The organism is Vibrio vulnificus CMCP6 (genome assembly GCF_000039765.1).
GTDB classification, from domain to species: Bacteria; Pseudomonadota; Gammaproteobacteria; order Enterobacterales; family Vibrionaceae; genus Vibrio; species Vibrio vulnificus_B.
In genome coordinates this window covers 1,358,467-1,383,231 of sequence record NC_004460.2, presented here as the reverse complement: position 1 = coordinate 1,383,231, position 24,765 = coordinate 1,358,467, and the positions used below count along the sequence as shown (strand labels likewise).

Sequence of the window (24,765 nt, the reverse complement as noted above, 5' to 3'; positions counted from 1 at the left end):
TCGCATGCACCTCGCTCTGTTTGATTTTGATGGCACCATCACTCATGAAGATATGTTTTCGCTCTTTTTGAAGCACTCCGCGTCTCCCCAGCGCAAATGGCTCGGTCGGATCGCAATCATGCCGTTTTATACCCTATACAAACTCAAGCTGTTGCCCGCACATGTGATGCGCCCGATTGCCAGTTGGGTGGCTTTTCGGGGCCGCGATGCCCATCAACTGAAACAATTGGGGGAACGTTTTGCAGCGGAGGTGATCCCTCATTACCTCCGAGTAGAAGCAATGGAAAAACTGGCGTGGCACCAAGCCAAAGGCGACCGTATTATTCTGGTGTCAGCCTCGCTCGACCTTTACCTTGCGCCTTGGTGTCAAACCCAAGGTATTGAACTGCTTTGCAGCGAAATGAAAATCCACCACGGCACGTTAACTGGCACCTACCTCAATGGCGATTGCAGCAAAACGCGCAAAGTTGCCAGAGTCAAAGCACATTGCGATATCGACCAATACCCGCGCATTTATGCCTATGGCGATACCGATGAAGATCGCCCAATGCTGGCGTTGGCAGACGAAGCGTATTTTCAATGGGAGAGAGTTGCGCCGGAGGGGTAAACCGTCTTGAATCTGGAAAAAGTGTAGGCGAGAGAAACACAGGCATCTTTCTCTTAAGCAAAGGATTAAGTACCTAATTTCGGTACTTAATCCGTATCTCTGTAATATCAAAGAGAGAGACTCAACGACGAATGAGGTTTAAACCAGGGTAAGGATCGTCACTCCCAGCAATACCATCCGCGTTGACAGTGTTCGCTGTTCCACTGTCTAGATCATAAGCAAACATTCTCATACCACTGCTCAGCACTTCATCCGTTGAATCAACGATAAGCCCAACAATGGCACCTTCTTTTTCATTTAGAAAACCATGTAGTTTCGCCGATCCACTCGCAGGCGCAAAGTCGTAAGCCACTTCAACGGCAGTAGTGCCAGGACTAAATCGCATCAGTTTGCCATCACTCGTCCCAAAATAAATAGCATGGTCCGAACCAACAAACATCGAGGTTGCAATATAGTCATTCTCGTTAACTGGCATTCCCTGTGGCCATGACACATTCACCTTAGCCACGACAGGGTCTGTCATAATGTCTGTCGATGCAGATAACTTGACAATATTGATCTCGTTGGTCGAAACATTATTCGTGGTGATGACGTACCAAGCATTTGACGTCACATCATAAACAGGTGAAAAACGAGTTCTCCACAACCCAGATGACTGTCCACCGTTGTCAGGAGAGAAGGCGATTTTTTTGTAATTGGTCGAATCCATATTATTGAGATCATAGATGAATAGGTTCTGCCCTGTGCTCGGCGTGTCATTCACCCCTGCACCTTCAAAGAACATCGCAAATTCTCCATTGCCACTGATTGGCGTTATCGCATTCCCTATAAAATATTTGGGCCCATCGGTGGTGATAAATGGCCCGGCTTTTATTGCCCCAGTTTTGCCATCCACTTTGATTAAACCGGCACGAAACTCCTCATGTGTTTGTGGATTCACAACAAACGAAAGTATATCGTACGCCCAATATGTCGCATTGGCCCAAAAATCTCCATCGCCAGCTCTAACAAAGGCCAGAGGTGGCGTAGCCGCTTCTAAGTAAACGTCCCCAGAAACTCCTTTGACATTCGTGCCAGGCAACCTTTCATCAGAGAGCTCACCTGTTTGTAGATTTACAGACCAGATCCCAACCGAGGTTTCCATTGGCTTAAGTTTCGCTTGGGCAACTTTCGATGTCCCACCGATTACGATGGATGAACTAACCTGAGCAGCTTTACCTACAGGATAGCCAGCCTCGTTAGTGCCCAAAGGAATACGCGTCACTTCTGTTGTGTTCCGGTTGTATTTAATCAGAGCGCCATCACCATGTTCGCCACCACCTGTGGCCATCGCAAGCAGTAACCCGTCAGTGTAGAGTTGGCTATCCAAGCTGCCTTCATCACCAACGGCAACACTGCCAGCAAAAAAGGTACCCCCCGTCACATCTCCACCTAACAAACGCTGCTGAGAGAGCGAACTTGTACCAATTTCATCCACATACGAAGCAACCACATTATATTCGTCCAATAAGGTTTGCAGGCTTTTACTATATTCAGCGGAGCCATAGGTGTGAGTTTGCTTTAAATAAGTCATTTGACTTTGGTAAAAGTCCTCAGCAGTGGCGTCGGAGTTACCCACGACCCACATGGTCGAACTATTTCGACTCGCCGTCACATGAGCGGGCTTAGCATAACCACTTAAATCCGGCTTCCATAACCCTTGAAAACTTTGCAAAATCTCAGGCTCTTTGTGTGCATAAATATTGGATAAATAAGGATGGCGGAATTCTGGAATGCTATTAGGAACGCTGCCTGTTGTCCAAACTAAAGCTTTATCTCCATAACCACTCACTACAGCTTGCGGATGGTAAGTTCCATGAGTGGTAGACCAAACTATCCGAGACTGACTCCATATCCCGTCGATTGAACTAGGGTCGGGCGCCCATTCTCCTTCAGGTGTTATTTTGAACAACGACATTTGATAGTCATTTTCACCCCCCCCCCAGATGACATTTTCTCGACTATCATAGTGTGAAGTACGACCAAGTATTATGGTGTGCCCCATCACATTGCCACGGACTTTCCAAGGTTTTGACCAATCATTCTGATCGCTCGGATGCATACTGAAAAGCTTTCCTGACGTTGTGCATTTATTATCAGATTGGTTACACATGTCTTTGTCGATGACAACGTATTCAGAACCCAAAAAGATGGATGGGTCTGTTCCATCATCATAAAGCATTGGCTCTGTCATAATCTCAAATATGCGGTCGCGCCAATCTCTACCCACAGCATTACTATGCTCAAAGAATTCAAAAACAATATTCGCCTTACCAAAGTCACTGCTGGATTCATCAATATTAATATGGACCAATCCACCACTCGTCCTCGTTGAATCCCCCGCAGGCGAAGCAGGAAGAGCCATTCCTCCACGAGTTGCAATCACAATCAAACTTTTGCCATCTTTCGAAACGACAGGCTTGAGGACATAACGGCTAAATGACTCATAATAAGTGGACTTATAAAACTCAGGAATCAGAGTCAAAATACGGGCTTTATTCGCTGTAGGGTCAAATTTAATCACTGCTTTATCTATGACGCCATAAAAACTCTGATTGGCTTTCGAATAGACAAACCCTGTTTTCTTGCCACCTATATTGGCAACTCCAGCTTCAGAGAACAATTGACTGATATTAGGGGCTGGCAAACCTTGTGCTTCAAATAAAGTACTTTGCAAACTCAAGTCGTCTTTTAGAATGCTCCATAGCCCCACAGCACCACTCCCGCCTGACTGACTAGTGAGCAGTATTTCCGTCCTTTTGCTACCGCTATCCGTATCAAGCTGACTGTTCCGACTGTGATTATCGCAACCTGTAAAGACACTGATGACCAGTGCAACTAGAATGAGGTGTTTTCTATCCATATAAAACCTGCCAATTTATTTTGATTTTATAAAAGCTTACGTCATGTTTTCGACATCACAGTGAGTATAGTCAGAATAATTGGATTGCGTTGAAAATAGGCAAGTGCATATTTTTATTGCAAGTGAATATTCAAATCCAGCCAAGGATCATTTCACCTCCGCCCACTCCATTGTTGCGAAATGGAAACACTGTTTTTCCGCTGCTTGCCTTCAAAACACATTTCAAATACCTATAATTCACCTCCTTAAAAATACATAAAACATATTCCGCGTTATCTGAATCTCCTAAATCGCTGAACAACTCAGTGCTAAGGGGGTAACGCGTTTTTTCATTTTCATTGCATAAGAGTGTTTCCTATGAAGCTACATACTTTGGCCGCTTGCCTAATACTGGTGTCGCCTATCACTTTGGCTAAGCAAGGTTTTTACCTCGGTACCGACCAAAGCGTTTCGTTTTATTCCTATCAGAGCGACGATCTCGAACAAGATCACCTCTACGATGTGAGTCCTAAAAAAGTAGGCGTTGGTATTGGCGCTACATTGGGTTATCAATTTATCGATTGGTTCGCATTGGAAGCGGGCGTATCGTATTGGTTGGCTAACCCCATCAGCCAAACTGTGAGCTATTCCTACTTTGAAGGTCATCTGGATAAAGCGATCATTTCTTTAGAAACCCAGAGCCTTAATCTCAACATTGGTCCTAAATTTTCTTGGCGCGTGGCCAATAAACTCAGCCTGTACGGAAAGCCAACACTGCACTACACCACCACGAGCACCAATTGGGATCAATACACAGCGTCTTATATTGACGACTCACTGATCATGACGACGAATGAGCGTAAAAAAACGCGCAATAGCTCGGTACACAGTGGCATTGAAGTAGGCAGTGAATGGCATTTCACACCACGCTTCTCGATGACGCTCTCCTACCAATATTTGACCGATGCACTCTACGTCGATAGTCCTGAAATTAAAAAAGAGTTTGATCAGCAAGCCATCAAAATTGGCGTGTTGTTCGACATCTAACGATGTGGCCACAAGGAGGTGGCGTATTTGATACTTGATACTAAGCAATAAAAAATAAGAAGCAAAAAGGAGGCCGCAGCCTCCTCAGTGTTGAAGCAGAACAATCGCTTAACGCCAAACGCCCCACTCACCCGTGGTTCCCGGCTCTTCACCCGTTGTCCACCATTGCGCAGTCCACTCACGACCATTGTGGCTCACCACATCGCCCGCGACATACACTTTCTCTTTGCTCCAACCGTTGGTAGGTAACGTTGGAGGCGTGGTATCCGCTTTGATCAACGAAAGCGCGTAGCTAAAATTGGCGCTTGGCGCATGCACTTGGTTCGCAAACACATTGCTGCTGTCGTACATGTAGTGATTCATCCCTTGATGCCAAATACCGATGTACCAATCTTTATGTTGTTGACCATTAAATTGCCCCGCCAGCTCCGCAGCCCAAGTGCCGGTGTTGTTGGCAGAAATAGCCAATGAGATGTCCACCAGCTCAGCGCCCGTCGCGTCAAAGGTACGCAAGCGAACCGTATCACCGGATTCAACAGGGCCAAAACCTTGTGGAACAAAATAGCCAAGTACGCTGAGGTTGTTACCTGGTTCCGTTGGTGGATCGGTTGGGTCTGTTGGTGGTGTTGTGCCTCCGCTTCTCAAGGTAATGTCACTGCAGTTATAGAAACCTTCGCCAACCACATCAATGCGCTGCCAGCGTGTGTAGAGAATGGCATCACCACTGCGATCCGCCGGGAAGGTCACTTTCATGCGGTAGCGTTTTTGCTCATCGACAAAAATGTCACCTGCGGTGTCAATCAGCTCCAGATCATCCCAAGTCAACGGCAATGACGCATCGTAGCTCGGCTTGGTTAAGTAAAATTCCCAGTAAGAAGGGTTGTGCGGCGCTTTACCAAAGAACACCAGTTCAATTTGATTGTTCGCATCTGGCGTGATTGACGTGCGCTGCCAATAGGGTGAAGGGATGTTTAATCCCGCTTTGGCAGAATCGCCCGCAGAACAAAGCTCGCCATTCGGTACGATCGCTTTGACATGCGCCATATCACGGTAGTTCGGTACGTTTGCGGCAATTTCGCTGCGTTGCACAAATGGGTAAGCGCCAGAGGCATCAAACGCCGCCTGACATGCTTGGTTTGGGATCTCATTGGTCCAAAAACCGCCATCTTCATAACAGGTATTTTGTCTGGCACTTGGATATTCAACCCAACCATGGGCCTGAACCTGAAAGGTGCTTAACGCGGCAAGAACACTGGCACCAGCCAGCGATAAAGAAAGTGCTTTTTTCATCCTATTTCCTTTTGTGATTGTCACTCCCTCTACGGCATACGGGAGAGTATACCCGTACTACTTGATGTCGCAGTGGCGTTGGCTACGCTCATTCACTTGCCACCTACCTGCAACTCCCCGTAGTTTGGGTAACAGAACCTCTAACCCCGATCTTATTCGGGTGTAATAAAGCTAGCAGGATGTCTGTTTCATAGTGTGGATAGGGCAAATTGTCGGGTGTTTTTGTCGCGAGTTTGCTACCTGCTTTCCAGACGTTTTGTAGCACGGAGATTGGTGTAACAAACATTTTCGAGTCACTTCAAATTGACTCGGCAAGGTTTATGGCGGATTCGTTGGCAAGCCGACGGATTTGATGCATAGTGCAGAGCGGTTTTCTATGCGAAGCAGTTGTCTAAAGGATATTTTCTATGCGTAAGGTACTACTCACCGGATTTGAGCCATTTGGTGGCGAATCAATCAACCCCTCACTGGAGTTGGTCAAGCAAATGGCTTCGCGCGCTTTGCCACAGGTGGAGATCATTGGCTGTGAAGTGCCTGTGGTTCGCTACCAAGCGATCGAAACGGTGCTGCAAGCCGTTGAAACACATCAACCAGATTTAGTACTCATGATTGGCCAAGCGTCAGGGCGTTGCGCCATCACTCCTGAGCGTGTTGCGATTAATCTGGATGACTATCGCATCGAAGACAATGCCGGTCATCAACCGGTGGACGAGCCGATCATAGCAACGGGCCCTGCTGCCTATTTTTCGACCTTACCAGTGAAGGCGATCACCCATGCGCTGCAACAAGCAGGCATCCCGTGCCAACTCTCTCACAGCGCAGGCACGTTTGTGTGCAATCACCTTTTCTACGGTGTTCAGCATCATTTGCACACACGCGCAATTCGCAGTGGATTTATCCACATCCCTCTGCTGCCAGAGCAAGCCAGTGCTTCCAACCAACCGAGTATGAGCTTAGAAACATTGGTACATGGCTTGGAAATGATGATGATGACCTGTCTTGAAACAGAACAAGACACCAAACACACTGGCGGAACGATTTGTTAACGCTCATCTTTCGGCGAATCCATCACGACCATGGTGGTGATGGATTTTACCTGCTCGCATTCACCCAGCACATCGGCGTGAAACTTCTTATACGCGACGAGATCTTTGGTTTCTACCCGTAACAAATACTCATTGGCGCCGGTAATGTTGTGGCATTCCACCACTTCATCAACGAAGCGGACGTGATCTTCAAACTCTTGCTGCGCTTTTTTGCTGTGCGATGCCAAACCAATCGACACGTAGGCGACAAAACCGATCCCCAATTGGTTGCTATCCAATACCGCACGATACCCCTTGATAACCCCTTTTCGCTCCAGCTCCTGCACGCGGCGCAGAGTCGCGGAAGGCGACAATCCAACCCTTTCTGAGAGCTCTACATTTGAAATTCGGCCATCACACTTGAGGGCGTGCAATATTTTTTCGTCAAATCTATCCATAGTGAAATTTTCTTGCGCAGTGTCGGTTTGGTGATCAAATAAAAGCACAAAATTGCGACGATAACTACCTATGATTGTGTTGACCGGTCAGAAAACAATTATCAACGTGTAGGAGAGAAAAAATGGAGCTGTCTCAGCTCAGCGCTTTGGCGCTGTTTGCCTTTGTATCGACGTTTACCCCCGGTCCCAACAACATTATGTTGATGACCTCCGGCGCCAATGTCGGGTTTGTTCGTACCATTCCGCACATGCTCGGCATTACGCTTGGCTTTGCGGTGATGGTGATACTGATTGGTGTGGGTTTGATGGGGCTATTTCACAGCTACCCACTCTCACACCAAATCCTTAAGTACCTCAGTTTGAGCTATTTGGTTTGTCTGGCGGCGAAGATTGCCTTCAGCGGCAAAGCCAGTGAGCGAAAAGATTTTAAACCGATGAGTTTTTTGCAAGCGGCAAGTTTCCAGTGGGTGAACCCAAAAGGCTGGACCATGGCGCTCACGGCAGTCAGCGTTTACAGCACCGGGAGTCAATGGTGGGAGCTGGTTTTGATCGCTGGGGTATTCATTTTGGCCAATCTGCCTTCGGTCAGCTTTTGGACCGCCGCTGGAACTCAGTTACAGCGCTGGCTCACCACGCATACGCGAGTAAAGAGCTTTAATATCAGCATGGCATTGCTGCTGTTGCTATCGACTGTGCCGATGCTCAACTAACCGCAGACAGAGAGTGACAGAAAAAACAAAGAGCCGAATCATCGGCTCTTTGTCGGTGTGACTTAACACGGTGAGACTAGGCGCGAACCAACGATCCCCACAGGTCGTATTCGTCAGCGTGCTCGATAAGCACGTCCACCAACTCACCTGCTTTGAGGCTGGTTTCACCGTTGAGGTAAACTAAGCCATCGATTTCTGGTGCATCCGCGTAGGTACGACCAATCGCGCCTTCTTCGTCTACTTCATCGATGATCACTTTCATGGTGCTGCCAATGCGTTTTTGCAGCTTCGCCGCGCTGATTTCTTGTTGAACCAGCATGAAACACTCAAAACGCTCTTGCTTCACTTCTTCCGAGATCTGATCATCAATGTCGTTTGCAGCCGCCCCTTCTACTGGTGAGTATTTGAAACAGCCCACACGATCCAGTTGCGCTTCTTTTAGCCACTCTAGCAGCATCTCGAAATCTTCATCCGTTTCGCCAGGGAAACCAACGATAAAGGTTGAGCGAATCACCAACTCTGGGCAGATCTCGCGCCATTTTTTGATTTGATCGAGCGTGCGTTCCGCACGGCCAGGGCGCTTCATCGCTTTAAGTACATTCGGGCTGGCGTGTTGGAATGGAATATCCAAGTAAGGCAGGATTTTTCCTTCCGCCATCAGCGGGATCAAATCATCCACATGTGGATATGGGTAAACGTAGTGCAGGCGCACCCAAATGCCCATTTTGCCCAGCTCTTCACTCAGCGCTTTGATGTTTTGACGCACTGGAGAACCGTTAGCAAAACCCAGGCTGTGTTTGCTGTCCACACCGTAGGCACTGGTGTCTTGGCTGATCACCAATAGCTCTTTCACCCCTGCGTTTTTCAGGCGTTCTGCTTCACTGAGGATTTCTCCCACCGGGCGGCTGACCAAGTCACCACGCATGGACGGGATGATGCAGAAGGTACAACGGTGGTTACAGCCTTCCGATATTTTTAGGTAAGCGTAGTGTTTTGGCGTCAGCTTCACGCCGTGATCAGGCACTAGGCTGGTAAACGGGTTGTGCTCTGGCTTTGGCGCAAACTGATGTACGTGCTCTAACACGTTTTCATACGCATGTGGGCCCGTAATGCCTAAAACGCCCGGGTGCACTTCGCGAATTTCATCTTCACGCGCGCCCAAGCAACCGGTCACGATCACTTTGCCGTTCTCTTTAAGCGCTTCACCGATAGTGTCGAGCGACTCTTGAACTGCGCTATCAATAAAGCCACAAGTGTTGACGATCACCACGTCCGAATCGTGGTAGCTGTTGACGATTTCATAGCCTTCGGTGCGAAGTTGCGTCAGGATTCGTTCAGAATCAACGAGGTTTTTGGGACAACCTAATGAGACGAAACCGATTTTGTTACCGCCGCTTGGCGTTAACTCTTGGCTCTGTTGCTCGATGGTTTTTTTGGCCGTATCCAACGTTGTGGTTTGGTTTGGCGTAAACGTTTGAACTGTCATTACTTGCTTTGCTTCCAGTGTTGATTGGTGCCAGTCATCAGTGATCGAATCGCCACTGTTTGCTGGTGAAAAATCGATAGCGAAAAGGCTTCTGTTGCTTGTTAAAAGCCGCTTAGGTATCGCGAGCGCGAATTATAACTGAGGATAAAAAATTGCATAGATCCTACGACGCATTTTTGTGCAAAAAACAAACAATAAAAAGAGCGCTTGAGAAGATTTTTTCTCAGCGCTCCTTTGAGTAAAACTTAACGCTTTACGCGGTTTTGAATCGCTTCATCTGAGTTTCCAAATCCTGCGCCACCACCGCCAACTCTTGTGCCGATTCGGCGATGTTTTTCACCGCTTCATTGTTGTCTCGGGTGATATTGTAGGTTTCGGTGACACTTTCGCTGACGTTGGCGGTCACCATGCTCTGCTCCTCTACCGCCGCCGCGATTTGGATATTGGTGTCATTTAACTCTTCAATCAAGGTTTGAATATTTTCTAAGTTCGAGGTGGTCGACTGCGCTTGCTGCGCCGCCCCCGTTACGGTGTGGTGGCTTTGGTCGATGGAGTTTTTTGCCTCTTCCGCACCGTGCTGCAACGAGCCGATCATGGTTTCGATCTGCGCGGTGGCTTCTTGTGTGCGTTTTGCCAATGAGCGCACTTCATCCGCCACCACGGCAAAACCGCGGCCTTGCTCACCCGCTCTGGCCGCTTCAATCGCGGCATTGAGCGCCAACAAGTTGGTTTGCTCAGCCACACCATGAATCACTTCCAAAATAGAGCCAATATCCATCGACTCTTGATACAAATCGCCAATCTGTTTCGAACTGCCTGCCATTTCGTGCTCGGCTTTTTCGATCGCGTCTAAGGTTTTGTGCACCTCGTCCAGCCCCTGACTGACATTGTGAGTCGCACGTTGGGCAAAGCTTGCTGAATCTGTCGCACTTTGCGCAATCTCGGTGGTGCTGGTGGAGAGCTGTTGCACCGAGGCAGAAATTTGTTCCATTTCACTGTTGAGGGCATCTGATGAGCGACTGGTGGTGTTGGTAATGGCGCTCAGCTCTTCCGACATCTGGGCCACTTTATAACAAGAGAGATTCACCTTATCGACAATGTCGCGCAGTGAGAGAATGGTTTCACGCATGTTGGCCAACAATTCGCCGATTTCATCTTTCCCTTCCACCACGACCTCAACCGATAAGTTTCCTTTCGATAATTCGGTGGAAATGCGTTTCACCTTACGGATGCCCTTGCCAATCGAGTTTGCCACGGTGTAGGCACACGCAATGCCAATAACCACCGCTGCCACCGCTAGTCCCAAAATGACTTCAATGGTTTGCTTTTTCTTTTCTTGCAATTCAGCGGTTAACTGCGTTTGTTCTTCTATCGAAAGCAGTTTTAATGCTTCGAGATCGGATGACAACAATTCTCCATACTCAGCCAACTTCTTCCGATGGCCATTTTGTTGGTTTTTCAGCATCACCGTGTGATCAAACGCTTTGATGAAGAGCGCTCTTTGCTGCACAAACGCTTGCAGCAAAGCTTTTTGCTCTTCACTTTCAATCACAGTGCGAAACTGCTCTTCTAGTTGCGGCAAGGTTTCGGACAGTGTCACTCGAACTTGCTGAAGGCTTTCCTCATTCTCTTTATGCACATAATGAAGCACCGCCAAATTCGCCAAGAGAAATTTTTCCATCAGCAGCGCGGCGTAATACTCGACCTCTGGCTTGAGCGAGCGATGCGCATTGTCCAAGATCGCTTCAAGATCGTGTAACGCTTGCTTCTCGACCTTCACCATATCTTGATAGATCGCCTTTTCGACTTGCTCAACATTTTGCTTCAACTGCCCAAAGGTGTGTTCGAAATGCTTCACCTCAGCCAGCGCTTTGTCTAAGTAGGCGCGATGCTTGTCATCGTCAGTGCGTGCAATATCGTCTTGAATCATCTTGGTGATTTTTTGCACACGCTGCTGATAGGTAGTGAGGTGGGAATTTTCTAAAGTAGCCAGATACTTATCAGCACTGAGTCTGACTTTTAAGAAGTTGGCTTGAATTTCACCCGCTAAGGTGGTTTCTCCCGCCAGTTCACCGTAATGACGGAAGTTGCTCGCCGCATTGACCATCCCTTGATAACTCACGTAAGAGGCAACGATAAAAAACAGTAGGCAGATGGCAAAGCCAAGGCGGATTTTGTTGGCGATGGTCAAAGTCATTGAGAGTGCATCCTTTGCAAACAGTCCTATAAGGACTATAGACCACCAGAACCGTTTGATCGCCTGAGCTGAGAAATAAAAATAGGGAGCCCTTGAGCTCCCTAGTGTGAAATGCCTAATCGCTTGATTTTAGACCAGCTTGTAGAACAGGGTCGACAGTGGTGGTAGGCGCAACACAATCGACTGAGCCAAATCTTCACTGACCACCGCTTCGCTCTTGGCGTCTACTACAACCTCGTAGCCACTGCCTGCGTATTTGCTGTCGTCGGTGTTGAGCAGTAATTGGTAGCGGCCTTTGTTTGGCACGCCTAAGCGGAATTCATCACGTGGCACTGGAGTAAAGTTACTCACCACCAAGATACGCTCGCCTGCTTCACTGATACGCTCATGAGCAATAATGCTCTGCTCGGCAGCATCTTGTAAACGCCACTCAAAACCGGCTGGAATGCAATCTTGATCGTGCAGCGCCGCTTGGTTGCGATACAAGTGGTTGAGATCACGCGTCAAGGCTTGCACGCCTTGGTGACGTGGGAAATCGAGCAAGAACCATTGCAGTTGGTCATCGTGATTCCACTCTGCCGTTTGGCCGATTTCCGCGCCCATAAAGTTGAGTTTTTTGCCCGGTTGACCATACATGTAACCAAAATACGCACGTAAGTTGGCGGTTTGCTGCCACTCATCACCTGGCATTTTGTTGTGAATAGAACCTTTGCCGTACACCACTTCATCGTGAGAAAGCGACAAGACGTAGTTCTCACTGTGAGCGTAAACGAGTGGGAACGTGAGGGTATTGTGGTGGTATTTGCGATGAACAGGCTCTTCTTTGATGTAAGAAAGGCTATCGTGCATCCAACCCATATTCCACTTAAAGCCAAAACCCAAACCGCCCATAAAGGTCGGTGCGGACACGCCCGGGAAAGCGGTCGACTCTTCCGCAATCGTCATCGCATTCGGGAAGTATTTGTACACTTCCTCATTCATCCATTTTAGCGTGGCAATCGCATCGTAGTTTTCGTTGCCGCCATCCATGTTCGGTATCCACTGGCCATGGCTGCGTGAATAATCGAGATACAGCATCGATGCCACCGCATCCACCCGAATACCATCGATATGGAACTGCTCAAACCAATACAGTGCATTAGAAACCAAGAAACGGCGTACTTGCTCGCGGCCAAGATCGTAGATAAACGAGTTCCAGTCTTGGTGCCAACCACGGCGTGGATCTGGGTCGTGGAACAATGGTGTACCATCAAAATTGGCCAAGCCATGATCGTCCGATGGGAAGTGCGCAGGCACCCAATCCAGTACCACACCAATGCCAGCTTGGTGACAGGCATCGACGAAGAATTTGAAATCATCGGGTGATCCATAGCGGCTGGTTGGTGCAAAGAGACCCACAGGCTGGTAACCCCAAGAGCCGTAGAACGGGTGCTCAGAGACAGGCATCAGTTCAACATGGGTGTAGCCCATATCCACCAAATAGGGCACCAACTCGGCGGCCAGTTCGCGATAATTCAGGAACTCACCTTGCTCGTTGCGCTTCCAAGAACCGGCATGCAACTCGTAGAAAGAGAGCGCTTCTTTGCGTTTCTCGGTCACTGGGCGAGTTTGCCATTGGGCATCTTGCCACTGGTAGCGGGCGTGATCGTACGTTACGGAAGCAAAAGATGGGTATTGCTCGGCGTAGAAGCCCCAAGGGTCGGCTTTGTGTGGTAAGCCTTCACCCTTCGGCCCTTTCATTTCGAATTTGTAGCTCACCCCTTCGGCTAAATCCGGAATGAATAAACCCCAAATGCCGTAATCAAGGCGCTGCATTGGGTGACGTCGGCCATCCCAATCATTGAAGCTGCCTACGAGACTCACTGCGGTCGCATGCGGCGCATACACCAAGAAACGGATACCTGAGATTGATTTGCCGTCGCGCTCAAGCGTCATAAACTGTGAGCCCATGTGTTGATACATGGTTTTCGGCGTGTGGAGATCGTCATACTCGGCGTAGATACCGTGGTATTGGTATGGGTCATCGACAAGTTGCTCGACGCCATTCCAATCGATCGCCAATTGATAATGGGTAAGATGCAGATTGAGATCGGCTTTGAGAATGAAGGCACTCTCTTTTTCTCGCTCAAGCGCGATACGTGGTTGGCCTTCTAATACCAATGCCACCCCCGTCGCACCCGGCATCCAGACGCGCAGTGCCCCTTGTGTTGGGTCAATAAATGGACCTAAAAATGCAAACGGCTCTGAACAAGCGGCTTGAGACAATTTCTCAAACATCTGATTCACTTTACTTTTTACTAATTTTTTCAAACCTTTTTTCCCTCGCCAAACAGCCAACGTTGTGAACACAATCCTCATTCACGACCGCGTACTTATTCTTGTTCATCCACAAGGTACGCAAATAATAAAAATGCCCGCTATTGGTGCGGGCATAATAACGGTACCTCATTCTACCATTTTACTGGTAAACAGAGAGTGACCCAGGCTGTAGTTTCTGTCTGCAAATCAAGTCATTACATATGGGTCATCTCATTGAGTTCACTCTTATTTGCTCGCTTGCGCGCGCACTTCCGTTAGACGACGAGCGATTCGATTCACATCCTCACGGCTGAAAATCTCTTCAAGGTTCATCGACAATTTACGACGCCAGTTCGGGTACTCATCGACCGTGCCCGGGATGTTGACTGGGTTGTCCATTTGCAACCAGTCTTCCAGCTGAACACTGAGCAGTGCGGAAGCGCCTGCTGCAACATGCAACTGCAATGCTTCACTTAAATGCGCATCCATTGGCACGTATTGCGCATCGTGGCCAATGCCTTCTGGCAAGTAACCATGCCAACGCACGCTGTCCAGAATGCCTTGCTTGCATTTTAGGCGATCGTCGAACAAGCCATTGAGCTGCTCTTCGTTTGGATAGAGGCCAATTTCGCGACCCATTTTGAGGTCATCGCAATGCCAGAAGCCGCGTAGCGTTGGCATATCATGGGTACACAAGGCCGCCATCGACTGATCGGCATAGTGTTTTGGCGAAATGAAACCACCATCTTCTTTTGATGTCTCGAAGAAGAACACTTTGTATGAGTGCACACCCGCATCACGCAGGATATCAACGATTTCATCTGGCACCGTGCCCAAGTCTTCACCGATCACGCTGCACTGATGACGGTGAGATTCCAACGCCAAAATCGCTAGCATGTCTTCGACTGGGTAGTAGAGGTACGCCCCTTCTGTCGCTTTTTCGCCTTTTGGAATCCACCATAGGCGAAGAAGGCCAAGTACGTGGTCAATACGCAGTGCGCCACAATGTTTCATGTTGGCACGCAGCAGTTTGATGTACGCGTCATAACCAGTGGCTTGCAGCACTTCAGGGTTGAGTGGTGGCAGACCCCAGTTTTGGCCCAGTGGACCAAGGATATCCGGTGGCGCACCGATGCTGGCATCCAGTACTAGGTTGCCGTTATCTGCCCATGTTTCGCTACCAGAATCAGCCACACCGACTGCAAGGTCACGGTAGAGACCAACGGACATGCCTTTCTCTTCAGCCAGCGCTTGCGCTTCTTTGATCTGGCCGTCGGCAATCCACTGCAAGTACATATAAAGGTGCACTTTTTCTTGGTTGTCTTTGATGAATTTCTGCGTCGCGGCAGAATCAAAGCGGCGGTATTGCTCAGGGAAAACTGGCCAGCCCCACACGTTTGAATCTTGCGCGTGTAGCTCTGCGTGCAATGCATCGAACGCCGCTTGGTGCACGAGGCTGTCACCGCCTTCTTCCACAAACTCTAGGAACGCGCGAGCACGATCGCTGTTTTTGTCGAGATGGCGAGTTTTAAACTCCGCAAACAGCAGTGGCAATACGCTCATTTTCAGCTCTGCCACTTCGGTGTAGTTCACCCAATGTGATTCGCGCGCTTTTTGCAGGCGCTGCTGGAATTCGGCGCTGCCAACTTTCTGTTGTGCTTCCGCACTGAGCGCAAACTCAGGAACAGAGCTCACATCGATATAAAGAATGTTCAACCAACGGCGAGACGATGGGCTGTATGGGCTAGCGCCTTCAGGGTTGGCAGGAAATAGCGAGTGGATCGGGTTCAGACCGATGAAATCACCGCCGCGAGATGCGATGTCACTCACCAGCAATTTAAGATCGCCAAAATCACCGATACCCCAGTTGTGCTGGGTGCGTAGGGTGTAAAGCTGAATACTTGGGCCCCAGAGCTTTTTGTTCAACTCTAGAGAATCTTGTTTGAAACAAGCGCGTGGCGTGATGATCAACGCCATTTCATACGGTGCTTTACGACGCTTACGGCTCACGTATAGTTTGTGATAACCCCAAGCCAAATCTTTTGGCAGGGCAAACACTAGAGGGCCACCCTCGGCACGTTCATCGCGAACAATCTGTGACTGAAGATAGCCTTCCAGTACCTCTCCTTGTTCTGTTTCTAAACGCCAGTTGAACTCGCTTTCACGCGCACTGGTGCCAAGATTCAGTTCCACTTCCACCGGATCGCCATCACGCAATACCAATACTGGCGCTAATACGTCTTTCTTGTGTTTTTTCTCAGCTGAAGCCAGTAGTTTTTCATCGCTGCTAGTGTCATAGCCAAGAGAGTTGAGCAGGCGGCGTAGCGTTTCTTCGGAGACCAATGCTTCGTCTCCCCAAGCGCTGACATAGCTGTCAGCTAATCGTGCCATTTCTGCGACTTTCTTTAATGCTGTTTGTTCTTTCATCGCTCTCTCCGAAGGTACTTCTGAAAACCTTCAATGTAGGGTTTATTTGCTGCTAGTCATTATCTGTAGATAAAGGACCAAGGCAGCCATTGGGCTACCTTGGTTTTGTTGATTAACGGTGAACAGCTTCGAGTTTCCAAATGTTGTTCACGTAATCGCGAATGGAGCGGTCTGAACTGAACTTGCCAACCAAAGCGGTGTTCAGAATCGCTTTCTTCGCCCAACCGGCTTGATCGCGGTACTGTTTGTCCATCGCTTCGTGCGCTTTCACATAAGAAGCGAAGTCTGCAAGACATAGGTACGGGTCACCGCCATCTAGTAGGCTATCGAAGGTCGCTCGTAGTAGGCCAGGTTGACCCGGAGTGAACTCTTCACCAAGAAGAAGATCCATCGACGCTTTCAGTAGTGGGTCTGCGTTGTAGTAGTCGAATGGGTTGTACCCTTTCGCTTTCAGCGCTTCTACGCCATCCACTTCTAGACCGAAGATGTAGATGTTGTCATCGCCCACTTCTTCACGAATCTCAACGTTCGCGCCGTCCATAGTACCGATAGTCAACGCACCGTTCAGTGCCATCTTCATGTTACCAGTACCGGATGCTTCTTTACCTGCGGTTGAGATTTGCTCAGACACATCCGCCGCTGGAATGATGATTTCAGCCATGCTCACGCGGTAATCAGGAATGAAGACCACTTTTAGCTTGTTACCGATACGTGGATCGTTGTTGATCTTCTCTGCAATCTTGTTCAGCGCAAAAATGATCTCTTTCGCTAGGTGGTAACCCGGTGCCGCTTTCGCTGCGAAGAACACCACGCGTGGCGCCATGTCGAAGTTCGCATCGTTCAGTAGGCGGTGGTACAGAGACAAAATGTGCAGCATGTTTAGGTGCTGACGCTTGTACTCGTGTAGACGCTTGATTTGCACATCAAAGATCGCATTAGTATCGAGTTCGATGTTCATGTTCTCTTTCACCCAGTTCGCTAGGCGCTCTTTGTTCGCCTTCTTAACCGCCATGTATTCCTTTTGGAATTTCGCGTCATCAGCAAACTTGGCAACACCTTCTAGCTGCTCTAGGTGCGCAGGCCAATCCGTACCAATCTTCTCAGAGATCAGTGCAGACAAACCTGGGTTACAGAATTTCAACCAACGACGTGGAGTGACACCGTTTGTCACGTTTTGTAGACGCGTTGGGTAAAGCTCATCAAACTCTGGGAATAGGTCACGTTTTACCAATTCAGAGTGGAGTGCCGCTACACCGTTGACTGCGTAAGAGCCAATCACACATAGGTTTGCCATGCGAACCATGCGGTGGAAACCTTCTTGGATGATAGAAAGCTTCTGCTGCTTCGCAACGTCACCAGGCCACTTGGCACGCACTTCTTGTAGGAAGCGGTGGTTGATTTCGTAAATGATTTCCATGTGACGAGGAAGTAGGTGCTGAATCAGAGATTCGCTCCACGTTTCTAATGCTTCTGGCAATAGCGTGTGGTTGGTGTAGGCGAATGTCTTCGAGCTGATCGCCCACGCTTCATCCCAATTTAGGCCTTTTTCATCAATCAGAATACGCATCAACTCAGGAATCGCGATGGTTGGGTGCGTGTCGTTCAACTGAATGGTTTCAAAGTTTGGTAGCGAAGCCAATGTGTGGCCAGCCGCTTCATGACGACGAAGAATATCGCGTACCGATGCTGCACTGTGGAAGTACTGTTGCATCAAACGTAGCGTTTTGCCTTTTTCGTGGTTGTCGTTCGGGTAAAGTACTTTGGTGATGTTGCCCGCGTCGATCAGTGCGTGCTGCGCTTCAAAGTAGTTACCATTATTGAAGCTCTCTAGTGAGAATGGCGCAATCGCCTGACATTCCCACAAACGTAGCGGATAAACAGTATCGCTTTCGTAACCTACGATCGGTAGATCCCATGGCATGGCTTTAACATGCATGCCTGGTACCCACTGACGGCGCTCTTTGCCACCTTCGTTGATAACTTCAACATGACCGTAGAAACCAATCTCTTGAGCCAATTCAGGACGAGCCACTTCCCAAGGGTAGCCTTCTACACCACGCCATGCGTCTGGCGCTTCTTTTTGACGACCTGCTTCAAAGGATTGTTTGAATAGACCGTATTCGTAGTGCAAGCCGTAACCCACGGTTGGGAACTCTTGCGCCGCCAAAGAATCCATAAAACACGCTGCTAGACGGCCTAGACCACCATTACCCAATGATGGGTCGCGTTCTTCTTCAAGAAGATCCGTTAGGTTTTGGCCAAGCTCTGCCATCGCTTCGGTGATCTGCTCGTACAGACCCATGCTGATCAAGTTGTTACCGGTTAAACGGCCAATCAAGAATTCAAGCGATAGGTAGTTGACGCTTTTCGCTTCAACGATTTTTTTGTCTGTCTCTGTTGCAAGCAAATCAAAAGTCGTCAGCTCTGCTAACGCACGGCCCATTGCAAGATACCAAGCGCGGCTATCTGCGTTTTCAAGCGTGTGTGCATAGGTTGCTGACAGGTGTTTTTTAACACTTTCTTGGAACGACACTTTGTCGAACTGTTTCTGTTGAGTAGGTTTCATTACCGAAATCTCACTTTTGGTTCTAATCCATCTGCGATACATCGTGCATGGATGGCAATGAATAAACATCCTCCTAGTTTTCAGCCTCTACAGGAGGAGGGGCAAGGGCGTAGAGGGGGGATTGGGGGACTGTTAGTGATCCGTCTCCCACCTTTCCCACTCAGACACCAGATTGCAGTGATTGAGATCACAGCCATCAACTAATAACTCTAGATGGCAAATATGACGCCCAGGTTGAAGAGCGATTTTAGAAAATCCATTTTTGTAAATTTGATCACAATAAAGTTTTGGTTTATGAAAAATGTTGCAAAATATTGCGCAAGGCCATTCTTACTTAACGATTCAGATGGAGAATTTATAGATCAAATTCACAAAATTGGGGCGTAGTTGGCGTCAAAACCATCAACTCTTAAGAATTAGGAAGTGGATCAAAGTCTGAGGTGATTTCTTTAACGTAACATGCCCAGCAATTCGAGCATTTTGTCTAATTTTTGTTCGCTGGCTACATCCGGTTTTTCTGCCATGAAAAACCCAATATAAAAAGGAAGTATTAGAATGTGGATTCCTTCAAAACTCACACGCCCAGGCCGACTGCATAATGCGATTGTCCGCCCGAGAGTGTTAGAGCTGCTGCAACAAGCCCCTTACTATAAGTTGGTGCTGTTCCGCTCTCCCGCTGGCTACGGAAAAACCACCATGGCTGCGCAATGGTTGGCAGACAAAACCAACGTGGGTTGGTACAGCATCGATGACAGTGATAACGACGGTTTCCGCTTCATTAACTACCTGCTGCAAGCACTCAATAAAGCGACTAATGGCAACTGCAACAATGCACAAAAATTAGCAGAAAAACGCCAGTTTTCCTCCCTGCGCTCGCTGTTTAGCGATGTGTTCGCTGAGATGGTCGACTTTCATCAAGAGTGCTATGTGGTACTGGATGACTACCACGTGATCAACAACGAAGAAGTGCACGAAGCGATGCGTTTCTTCCTAAAACACATGCCAGACAACCTCACCCTTGTGGTCACCAGCCGTGCCAACCCACCTCTGGGCACGGCCAACTTGCGTGTGCGCGATCTGATGATTGAGATTGGCAACGAGATGTTGGCCTTCGACACCGAAGAGACCACACGATTTTTCAACCAGCGCGTCGCCGATGGTATCGATGAAGATACTGCCAACAATCTGCGTAACTATGTGGAAGGCTGGCCATCGGCATTGCAACTGATCGCCCTTCAAGCACAGCATCAAAAACGCACCTTAGCGCAATCGGCCGAATCGGTTTCCCAGTTTAATCATGCTCATCTCTGGGATTATTTGGTGGAAGAGGTGTTTGACTTGCTCGATGCCGATACACGCAAATTCTTGATGCAGGTGTCAGTGCTCGATCACTTTAACGATGAGCTGGTCTACGCTCTCACTCAGCGTGAAGATGCATTGGGGATGATTGAATCTCTCAACCGCTACGGCTTATTCATCTACCCGCTTGAGGGGGAGCAAAACTGGTTCCGCTTCCACAACTTGTTTGGCGAGTTTTTGTCGCACGAGCGTCAAGCGCGTATTCCACAGCAGGAGCAGGAGCTGAACCGCAATGCCGCCATTGCGTGGTTGAAACAAAAATCCCCGCATCAAGCGATTCGTCACGCCCAAAAAGCGTATGACGGAGAACTGGTGGCGGAGATCCTCAACGAGTTTGGTTGGAAAATGTTCAACCAAGGTGAGCTATCTACTCTGGAATCCGCCATCAATCTGCTGGAAAAAGATCTGCTGTTCAGCAACCCAAAACTGACCATGCTCCGCGCTTGGCTTGCACAAAGTCAGCACCGCTACAACCAAGTGGGCACCTTACTGGCGGAAGCAGAAAATGAGCACAAAAAGCGCAATATTGATCTTGATATCCAATACCAAGGCCAAGCGAATGCCTTGCTGGCGCAGGTAGCGATCAACAGCAACGATCCAGAAAAAGCCCTCGAGCTGGCTGAACTGGCATTAAGCCAGCTGGATAGCACGGTTTACCGCAGCCGCATCGTCGCTACTTCAGTCGTAGGGGAAGTGAACCACGTGATTGGCCGCCTTGATCGCGCTCTGCCCATGATGCAGCAAACCGAAAAGCTGGCGCGCCAGTACCAGGTTTACCACCAAGCGCTGTGGGCAATTTTGCAGCAAAGCGAAATCCTCATTGCGCAAGGCTATGTGCAAGCCGCGTTCGAGCTGCAAGACTCCGCCTTCCGTCTGATTGAGGAGCAGCAGCTTCAACATGTGCCTTTGCATGAATTCTTACTGCGCGTACGAGCGCAAGTGTTGTGGTGTTGGAACCGTTTGGACGAAGCCGAAGAGTGCGCTTACAAAGGGCTGCAAATTCTGGAAAATCACGCGCCAAGCAAACACTTGCACAGTTATTCGATGCTGGCTCGCATTGCGATTGGCCGTGGCGAGCTCGATCGCGCAGGCAAGTTCATCGAACACATTCAACATTTGATGAAGCAGTCTACCTACCACGTGGATTGGACCGCCAATGCTTCACTTTCACTGATCCTATACTGGCAAGCGAAAGGCAAACTCAACGCGATTCAAGAGTGGTTAGACACGGCTGTGCGTCCTGAAAATGCCTGTAACCACTTCTGCCAATTACAGTGGCGCAATATCGCTCGTGCTCACATCAACCTTGGTCAATACGACCAAGCGCGCCAAGCCTTGAATTTCTTACAAAGTGAGGCTGAGAAAGCGAATTTAGTCACCGATCGCAACCGTAACCTGATCATTGAGGCAATTTTTGCTGTTCATCAGAAAGATGAAAATCAAGCCAAAGTGCTGCTTAAGGAAGCACTGCAGCTCACTAACCAAACCGGTATGGTCGGCAATTTCTTAATTGATGGCGCGACCATTGGCACCTTGTTGGAAAAACTCACCAACCGCCATGAGCTGGGTGACTTAGAACGCCACCGCGCGCTGCAATTGATGAAAGATATCTCTTCTAATCAGCGCAGCCGTTCGGTTCACTTTGACGAAGAATTTGTCGAGAAACTGGTCACCCACCCGAATGTGCCTGAGTTAGTGCGCACCAGCCCACTGACACAAAGAGAGTGGCAAGTACTGGGCTTGATCTATTCTGGCTTTAGTAACGAGCAAATCGCCCAAGAGCTCGATGTGGCGGGCACCACCATCAAAACCCACATCCGCAACTTGTATCAAAAACTCAATATAGCCAACCGTAAAGAAGCGGTCACCACCGCAGAGAACCTCTTGCAGTTAATGGGGTATTAAATACTCCCGATTTCAGATAATAAGTGCAACATTCAAAAGCCGATCAATCGATCGGCTTTTTTCTTTCGTCAGTCAAATCCGTTACGAACGTTCAACTCTGTTTATCGAGCCATCGAATCCCCAACAAAATTGAATATAACCGATTGATATTGTTTACTATCTAGCTAAATTTATAAAAAATCACATCAAAATCACACTTAGATAAATTATTTAGGCGAATTCGACTCGGTTTGATTATCATTTAAAACTAATGAGTTTCATTCTCATTTATGGAATAAAACAGCAAAGCGACATAGAATAGGTATCCGAAAAACTAAATCATGAATACATCAATCAAACCGCACCATAAATTTTCGCTGTACATGGGTGAAAATCGAATTAGTTATACTCTTTTGGAAACTGAGAACATTGCGTTCTATGCTGGAAAACTATCTGAGCGTTCTTCCAACTCAACTTACATACAGAATTACGCACCATCTGTCACATCTTATTGCGCAATTGCGCGTGCAATTCTTTTGCATTGGTCTCGGCACGCGATTCAATATTTGATTGGTTCGGCGTCCGAGCTGGCTAAGATGCATTGGGCGATTCACTGCCAGCCGAACCAGACCATAGAGGTGGACTATTTTACCCAGCGCTTGCAAGTCACCACAGTAGAAAAGCAGCACGATTACAACAGCTACGACTCTTTGGTTCATTGGTTGGATGGCGCAAGCATGGCGATTTTGGCCGATAACCCACAGGCGAAAACGCAGCTCAACGCCGTTCCCGCTCATGAAATCTCACGGAAAACAGACCTCACCGATTTTCGTCCGATTGAACAAGATTTCTTTCACTTGTTTAAGGCGTTTTTGTTTGGTGAGCAAAACAAGGAGCAACAGGCCGCACTGCTGCAAGCGGTGGTTCCCTACCTCACCAGTGAGTTAATTGCTGAAGCTGAAAAAGGCGAACCTTACTGGATGAATTACTATGAGTTTCTTATTTTTCCTCTCTACAGCCTGATTGCAATTAGCTGGGGATTTGAAGCAACACCGCTAGACCAAGCGGTGGAAGCGTCTATCGAGGCCAACTATCAATGGTATGCCTATTTTGCCGAACAAAATGGCGGCAAAACCGGAGAAGAGAGCTTGCACCTTAATGACCGTAGCTGCTTGTTTCACAACATTCTCACCGCGTTTTTAAAGGTGCACTACCAACAAACGGGTAAAACGCCAAGCTTCGATTCGCTCTACGCGCCGATGTGGTTGATCAAAGGCGAAGGCCTAAGCTTTGAAGCGCTCAAGGCCAACCCGCCCGAGTTCACCGTTGAATCTGTGTTAGCCGAATAGTTGGGTAGCAAGGGCAACAGCACTCATCTCTTTGACTATAAGCAAGGCTAAATCATGAACATATCGATAAAACCTCATCACAGAACTGAACATTATATGAGCACCGATCGCTTAAATCATACTTTGAGTGAAATAAAATCCATCAACTTTCATGACGATGGGCTTGAGATGTATAAATCAAACTCAACCTATCTCCAAAACTACGCTGCTTCCAGCCATATTTTCTATCGAATAGCGCGCGCAATTCTTTTGCATTGGTCTCGACCTGCGATTCAATATTTGATTGGTTCGGCGTCCGAGCTGGCTAAGATGCATTGGGCGATTCACTGCCAGCCGAACCAGACCATAGAGGTGGACTATTTTACCCAGCGCTTGCAAGTCACCACGGAAGAAAAACAGCACAATTACAACAGCTACGACTCCTTGGTTCATTGGTTGGATGGCGCAAGCATGGCGATTTTGGCCGATAATCCACAGGCGAAAGCGCAGCTCTACGCCGTTCCCGCTCATGAAATCTCACGGAAAACAGACCTCACCGATTTTCGTCCGATTGAACAAGATTTCTTTCACTTGTTTAAGGCGTTTTTGTTTGGTGAGCAAAACAAGGAGCAACAGGCCGCACTGCTGCAAGCGGTGGTTCCCTACCTCACCAGTGAGTTAATTGCGGAAAAAGGCCACCCTTACTGGATGGATTACTATGAGTTCCTCATTTTTCCGCTCTACAGCCTGATTGCGATTAGCTGGGGATTTGAAGTAACACCGCTAGACCAAGCGGTGGAAGCGTCTATCGAGGCCAACTATCAATGGTATGCCTATTTTGCCGAACAAAATGGCGGCAAAACCGGAGAAGAGAGTTTGCACCTTAATGACCGTAGCTGCTTGTTTCACAACATTCTCACCGCATTTTTAAAGGTGCACTACCAACAAACGGGTGAAACACCAAGCTTCGATTCGCTCTACGCGCCGATGTGGTTGATCAAAGGCGAAGGCCTAAGCTTTGAAGCGCTCAAGGCCAACCCACCCGAGTTCACCGTTGAATCTGTGTTAGCCGAATAGTTGGGTAGCAAGGTAAAAATCCGATAGCCAAGGCTATCGGATTTTTCTTTCCACACCTGCGCGATGTGTTTTGGGTTAAAACGAGTCTTAAAAGCTTGAGCGCCATCTCCCAAATCACAAGCAAA

The 24,765-nt window shown here is 48.4% G+C and carries 15 protein-coding genes; 7 read left to right on the top strand and 8 right to left on the bottom strand.

Going from position 1 to position 24,765, the window contains the following annotated elements:
* The first annotated feature begins 4 nt into the window (after window positions 1-4).
* The gene (locus tag VV1_RS21015) at window positions 5-607 is read left to right on the top strand and encodes an HAD family hydrolase (RefSeq protein ID WP_011082150.1); all 603 of its coding nucleotides are present in this window, start codon (window positions 5-7) and stop codon (window positions 605-607) included.
* Window positions 608-728: 121 nt separating this feature from the next.
* Here the strand turns inward: VV1_RS21015 and VV1_RS21010 are convergent, their stop codons facing one another.
* Window positions 729-3,509: a hypothetical protein gene (locus VV1_RS21010; RefSeq protein WP_011082149.1), complete on the bottom strand. Its 2,781-nt coding sequence runs from the start codon at window positions 3,507-3,509 to the stop codon at window positions 729-731.
* A 357-nt stretch (window positions 3,510-3,866) separates the two neighbouring features.
* Between VV1_RS21010 and VV1_RS21005 the strand changes: the two genes are divergently transcribed.
* Window positions 3,867-4,535: an outer membrane beta-barrel protein gene (locus VV1_RS21005; protein WP_011082148.1), complete on the top strand. Its 669-nt coding sequence runs from the start codon at window positions 3,867-3,869 to the stop codon at window positions 4,533-4,535.
* 108 nt (window positions 4,536-4,643) lie between these two features.
* Here the strand turns inward: VV1_RS21005 and VV1_RS21000 are convergent, their stop codons facing one another.
* Window positions 4,644-5,825 carry a lytic polysaccharide monooxygenase gene (locus VV1_RS21000; protein WP_043921203.1) on the bottom strand — a complete coding sequence of 394 codons (1,182 nt, stop codon included), beginning with the start codon at window positions 5,823-5,825 and terminating at the stop codon, window positions 4,644-4,646.
* Between the two features lie 407 nt (window positions 5,826-6,232).
* Here VV1_RS21000 and pcp point away from each other — a divergent pair, with 407 nt between their 5' ends.
* Window positions 6,233-6,871, top strand: coding sequence for a pyroglutamyl-peptidase I (gene pcp, locus VV1_RS20995; RefSeq protein WP_011082146.1), 639 nt, complete (start codon window positions 6,233-6,235; stop codon window positions 6,869-6,871).
* On the opposite strand, the gene VV1_RS20990 is transcribed toward pcp, so the two are convergent.
* Window positions 6,868-7,308: an Lrp/AsnC family transcriptional regulator gene (locus tag VV1_RS20990; protein WP_043921271.1), complete on the bottom strand. Its 441-nt coding sequence runs from the start codon at window positions 7,306-7,308 to the stop codon at window positions 6,868-6,870. The genes pcp and VV1_RS20990 overlap by 4 nt on opposite strands.
* Before the next feature lie 122 nt (window positions 7,309-7,430).
* On the opposite strand from VV1_RS20990, the gene VV1_RS20985 reads away from it, so the two are divergent.
* A complete protein-coding gene (locus VV1_RS20985) occupies window positions 7,431-8,018 on the top strand; it encodes a LysE family translocator (RefSeq protein ID WP_011082144.1) in 588 nt (195 codons plus the stop codon).
* Window positions 8,019-8,094: 76 nt separating this feature from the next.
* On the opposite strand, the gene rimO is transcribed toward VV1_RS20985, so the two are convergent.
* The 5 genes from rimO to VV1_RS20960 form a co-directional block, all read right to left on the bottom strand.
* Window positions 8,095-9,504 (bottom strand): 30S ribosomal protein S12 methylthiotransferase RimO, encoded by a 1,410-nt coding sequence (gene rimO, locus VV1_RS20980; RefSeq protein ID WP_011082143.1) that lies wholly within the window; start codon window positions 9,502-9,504, stop codon window positions 8,095-8,097.
* Window positions 9,505-9,757: 253 nt separating this feature from the next.
* Entirely contained in the window at window positions 9,758-11,701 is a 1,944-nt protein-coding gene (locus tag VV1_RS20975; RefSeq protein WP_011082142.1) for a methyl-accepting chemotaxis protein, read from the bottom strand.
* Between the two features lie 129 nt (window positions 11,702-11,830).
* The gene (glgB, locus tag VV1_RS20970) at window positions 11,831-14,059 is read right to left on the bottom strand and encodes a 1,4-alpha-glucan branching protein GlgB (RefSeq protein WP_173652417.1); all 2,229 of its coding nucleotides are present in this window, start codon (window positions 14,057-14,059) and stop codon (window positions 11,831-11,833) included.
* 186 nt (window positions 14,060-14,245) lie between these two features.
* A complete protein-coding gene (gene malQ / locus VV1_RS20965) occupies window positions 14,246-16,426 on the bottom strand; it encodes a 4-alpha-glucanotransferase (RefSeq protein WP_011082140.1) in 2,181 nt (726 codons plus the stop codon).
* Window positions 16,427-16,538: 112 nt separating this feature from the next.
* Window positions 16,539-18,992: a glycogen/starch/alpha-glucan phosphorylase gene (locus tag VV1_RS20960; protein ID WP_011082139.1), complete on the bottom strand. Its 2,454-nt coding sequence runs from the start codon at window positions 18,990-18,992 to the stop codon at window positions 16,539-16,541.
* 555 nt (window positions 18,993-19,547) lie between these two features.
* Between VV1_RS20960 and malT the strand changes: the two genes are divergently transcribed.
* The 3 genes from malT to VV1_RS20945 all read left to right on the top strand — a co-directional run bounded on the left by malT (window position 19,548) and on the right by VV1_RS20945 (window position 24,640).
* Window positions 19,548-22,256, top strand: coding sequence for an HTH-type transcriptional regulator MalT (gene malT / locus VV1_RS20955; protein WP_011082138.1), 2,709 nt, complete (start codon window positions 19,548-19,550; stop codon window positions 22,254-22,256).
* A gap of 320 nt (window positions 22,257-22,576) precedes the next feature.
* Entirely contained in the window at window positions 22,577-23,584 is a 1,008-nt protein-coding gene (locus tag VV1_RS20950; protein WP_043921201.1) for an immunity 49 family protein, read from the top strand.
* Window positions 23,585-23,638: 54 nt separating this feature from the next.
* A complete protein-coding gene (locus VV1_RS20945) occupies window positions 23,639-24,640 on the top strand; it encodes an immunity 49 family protein (protein ID WP_043921200.1) in 1,002 nt (333 codons plus the stop codon).
* Window positions 24,641-24,765: the final 125 nt, after the last annotated feature.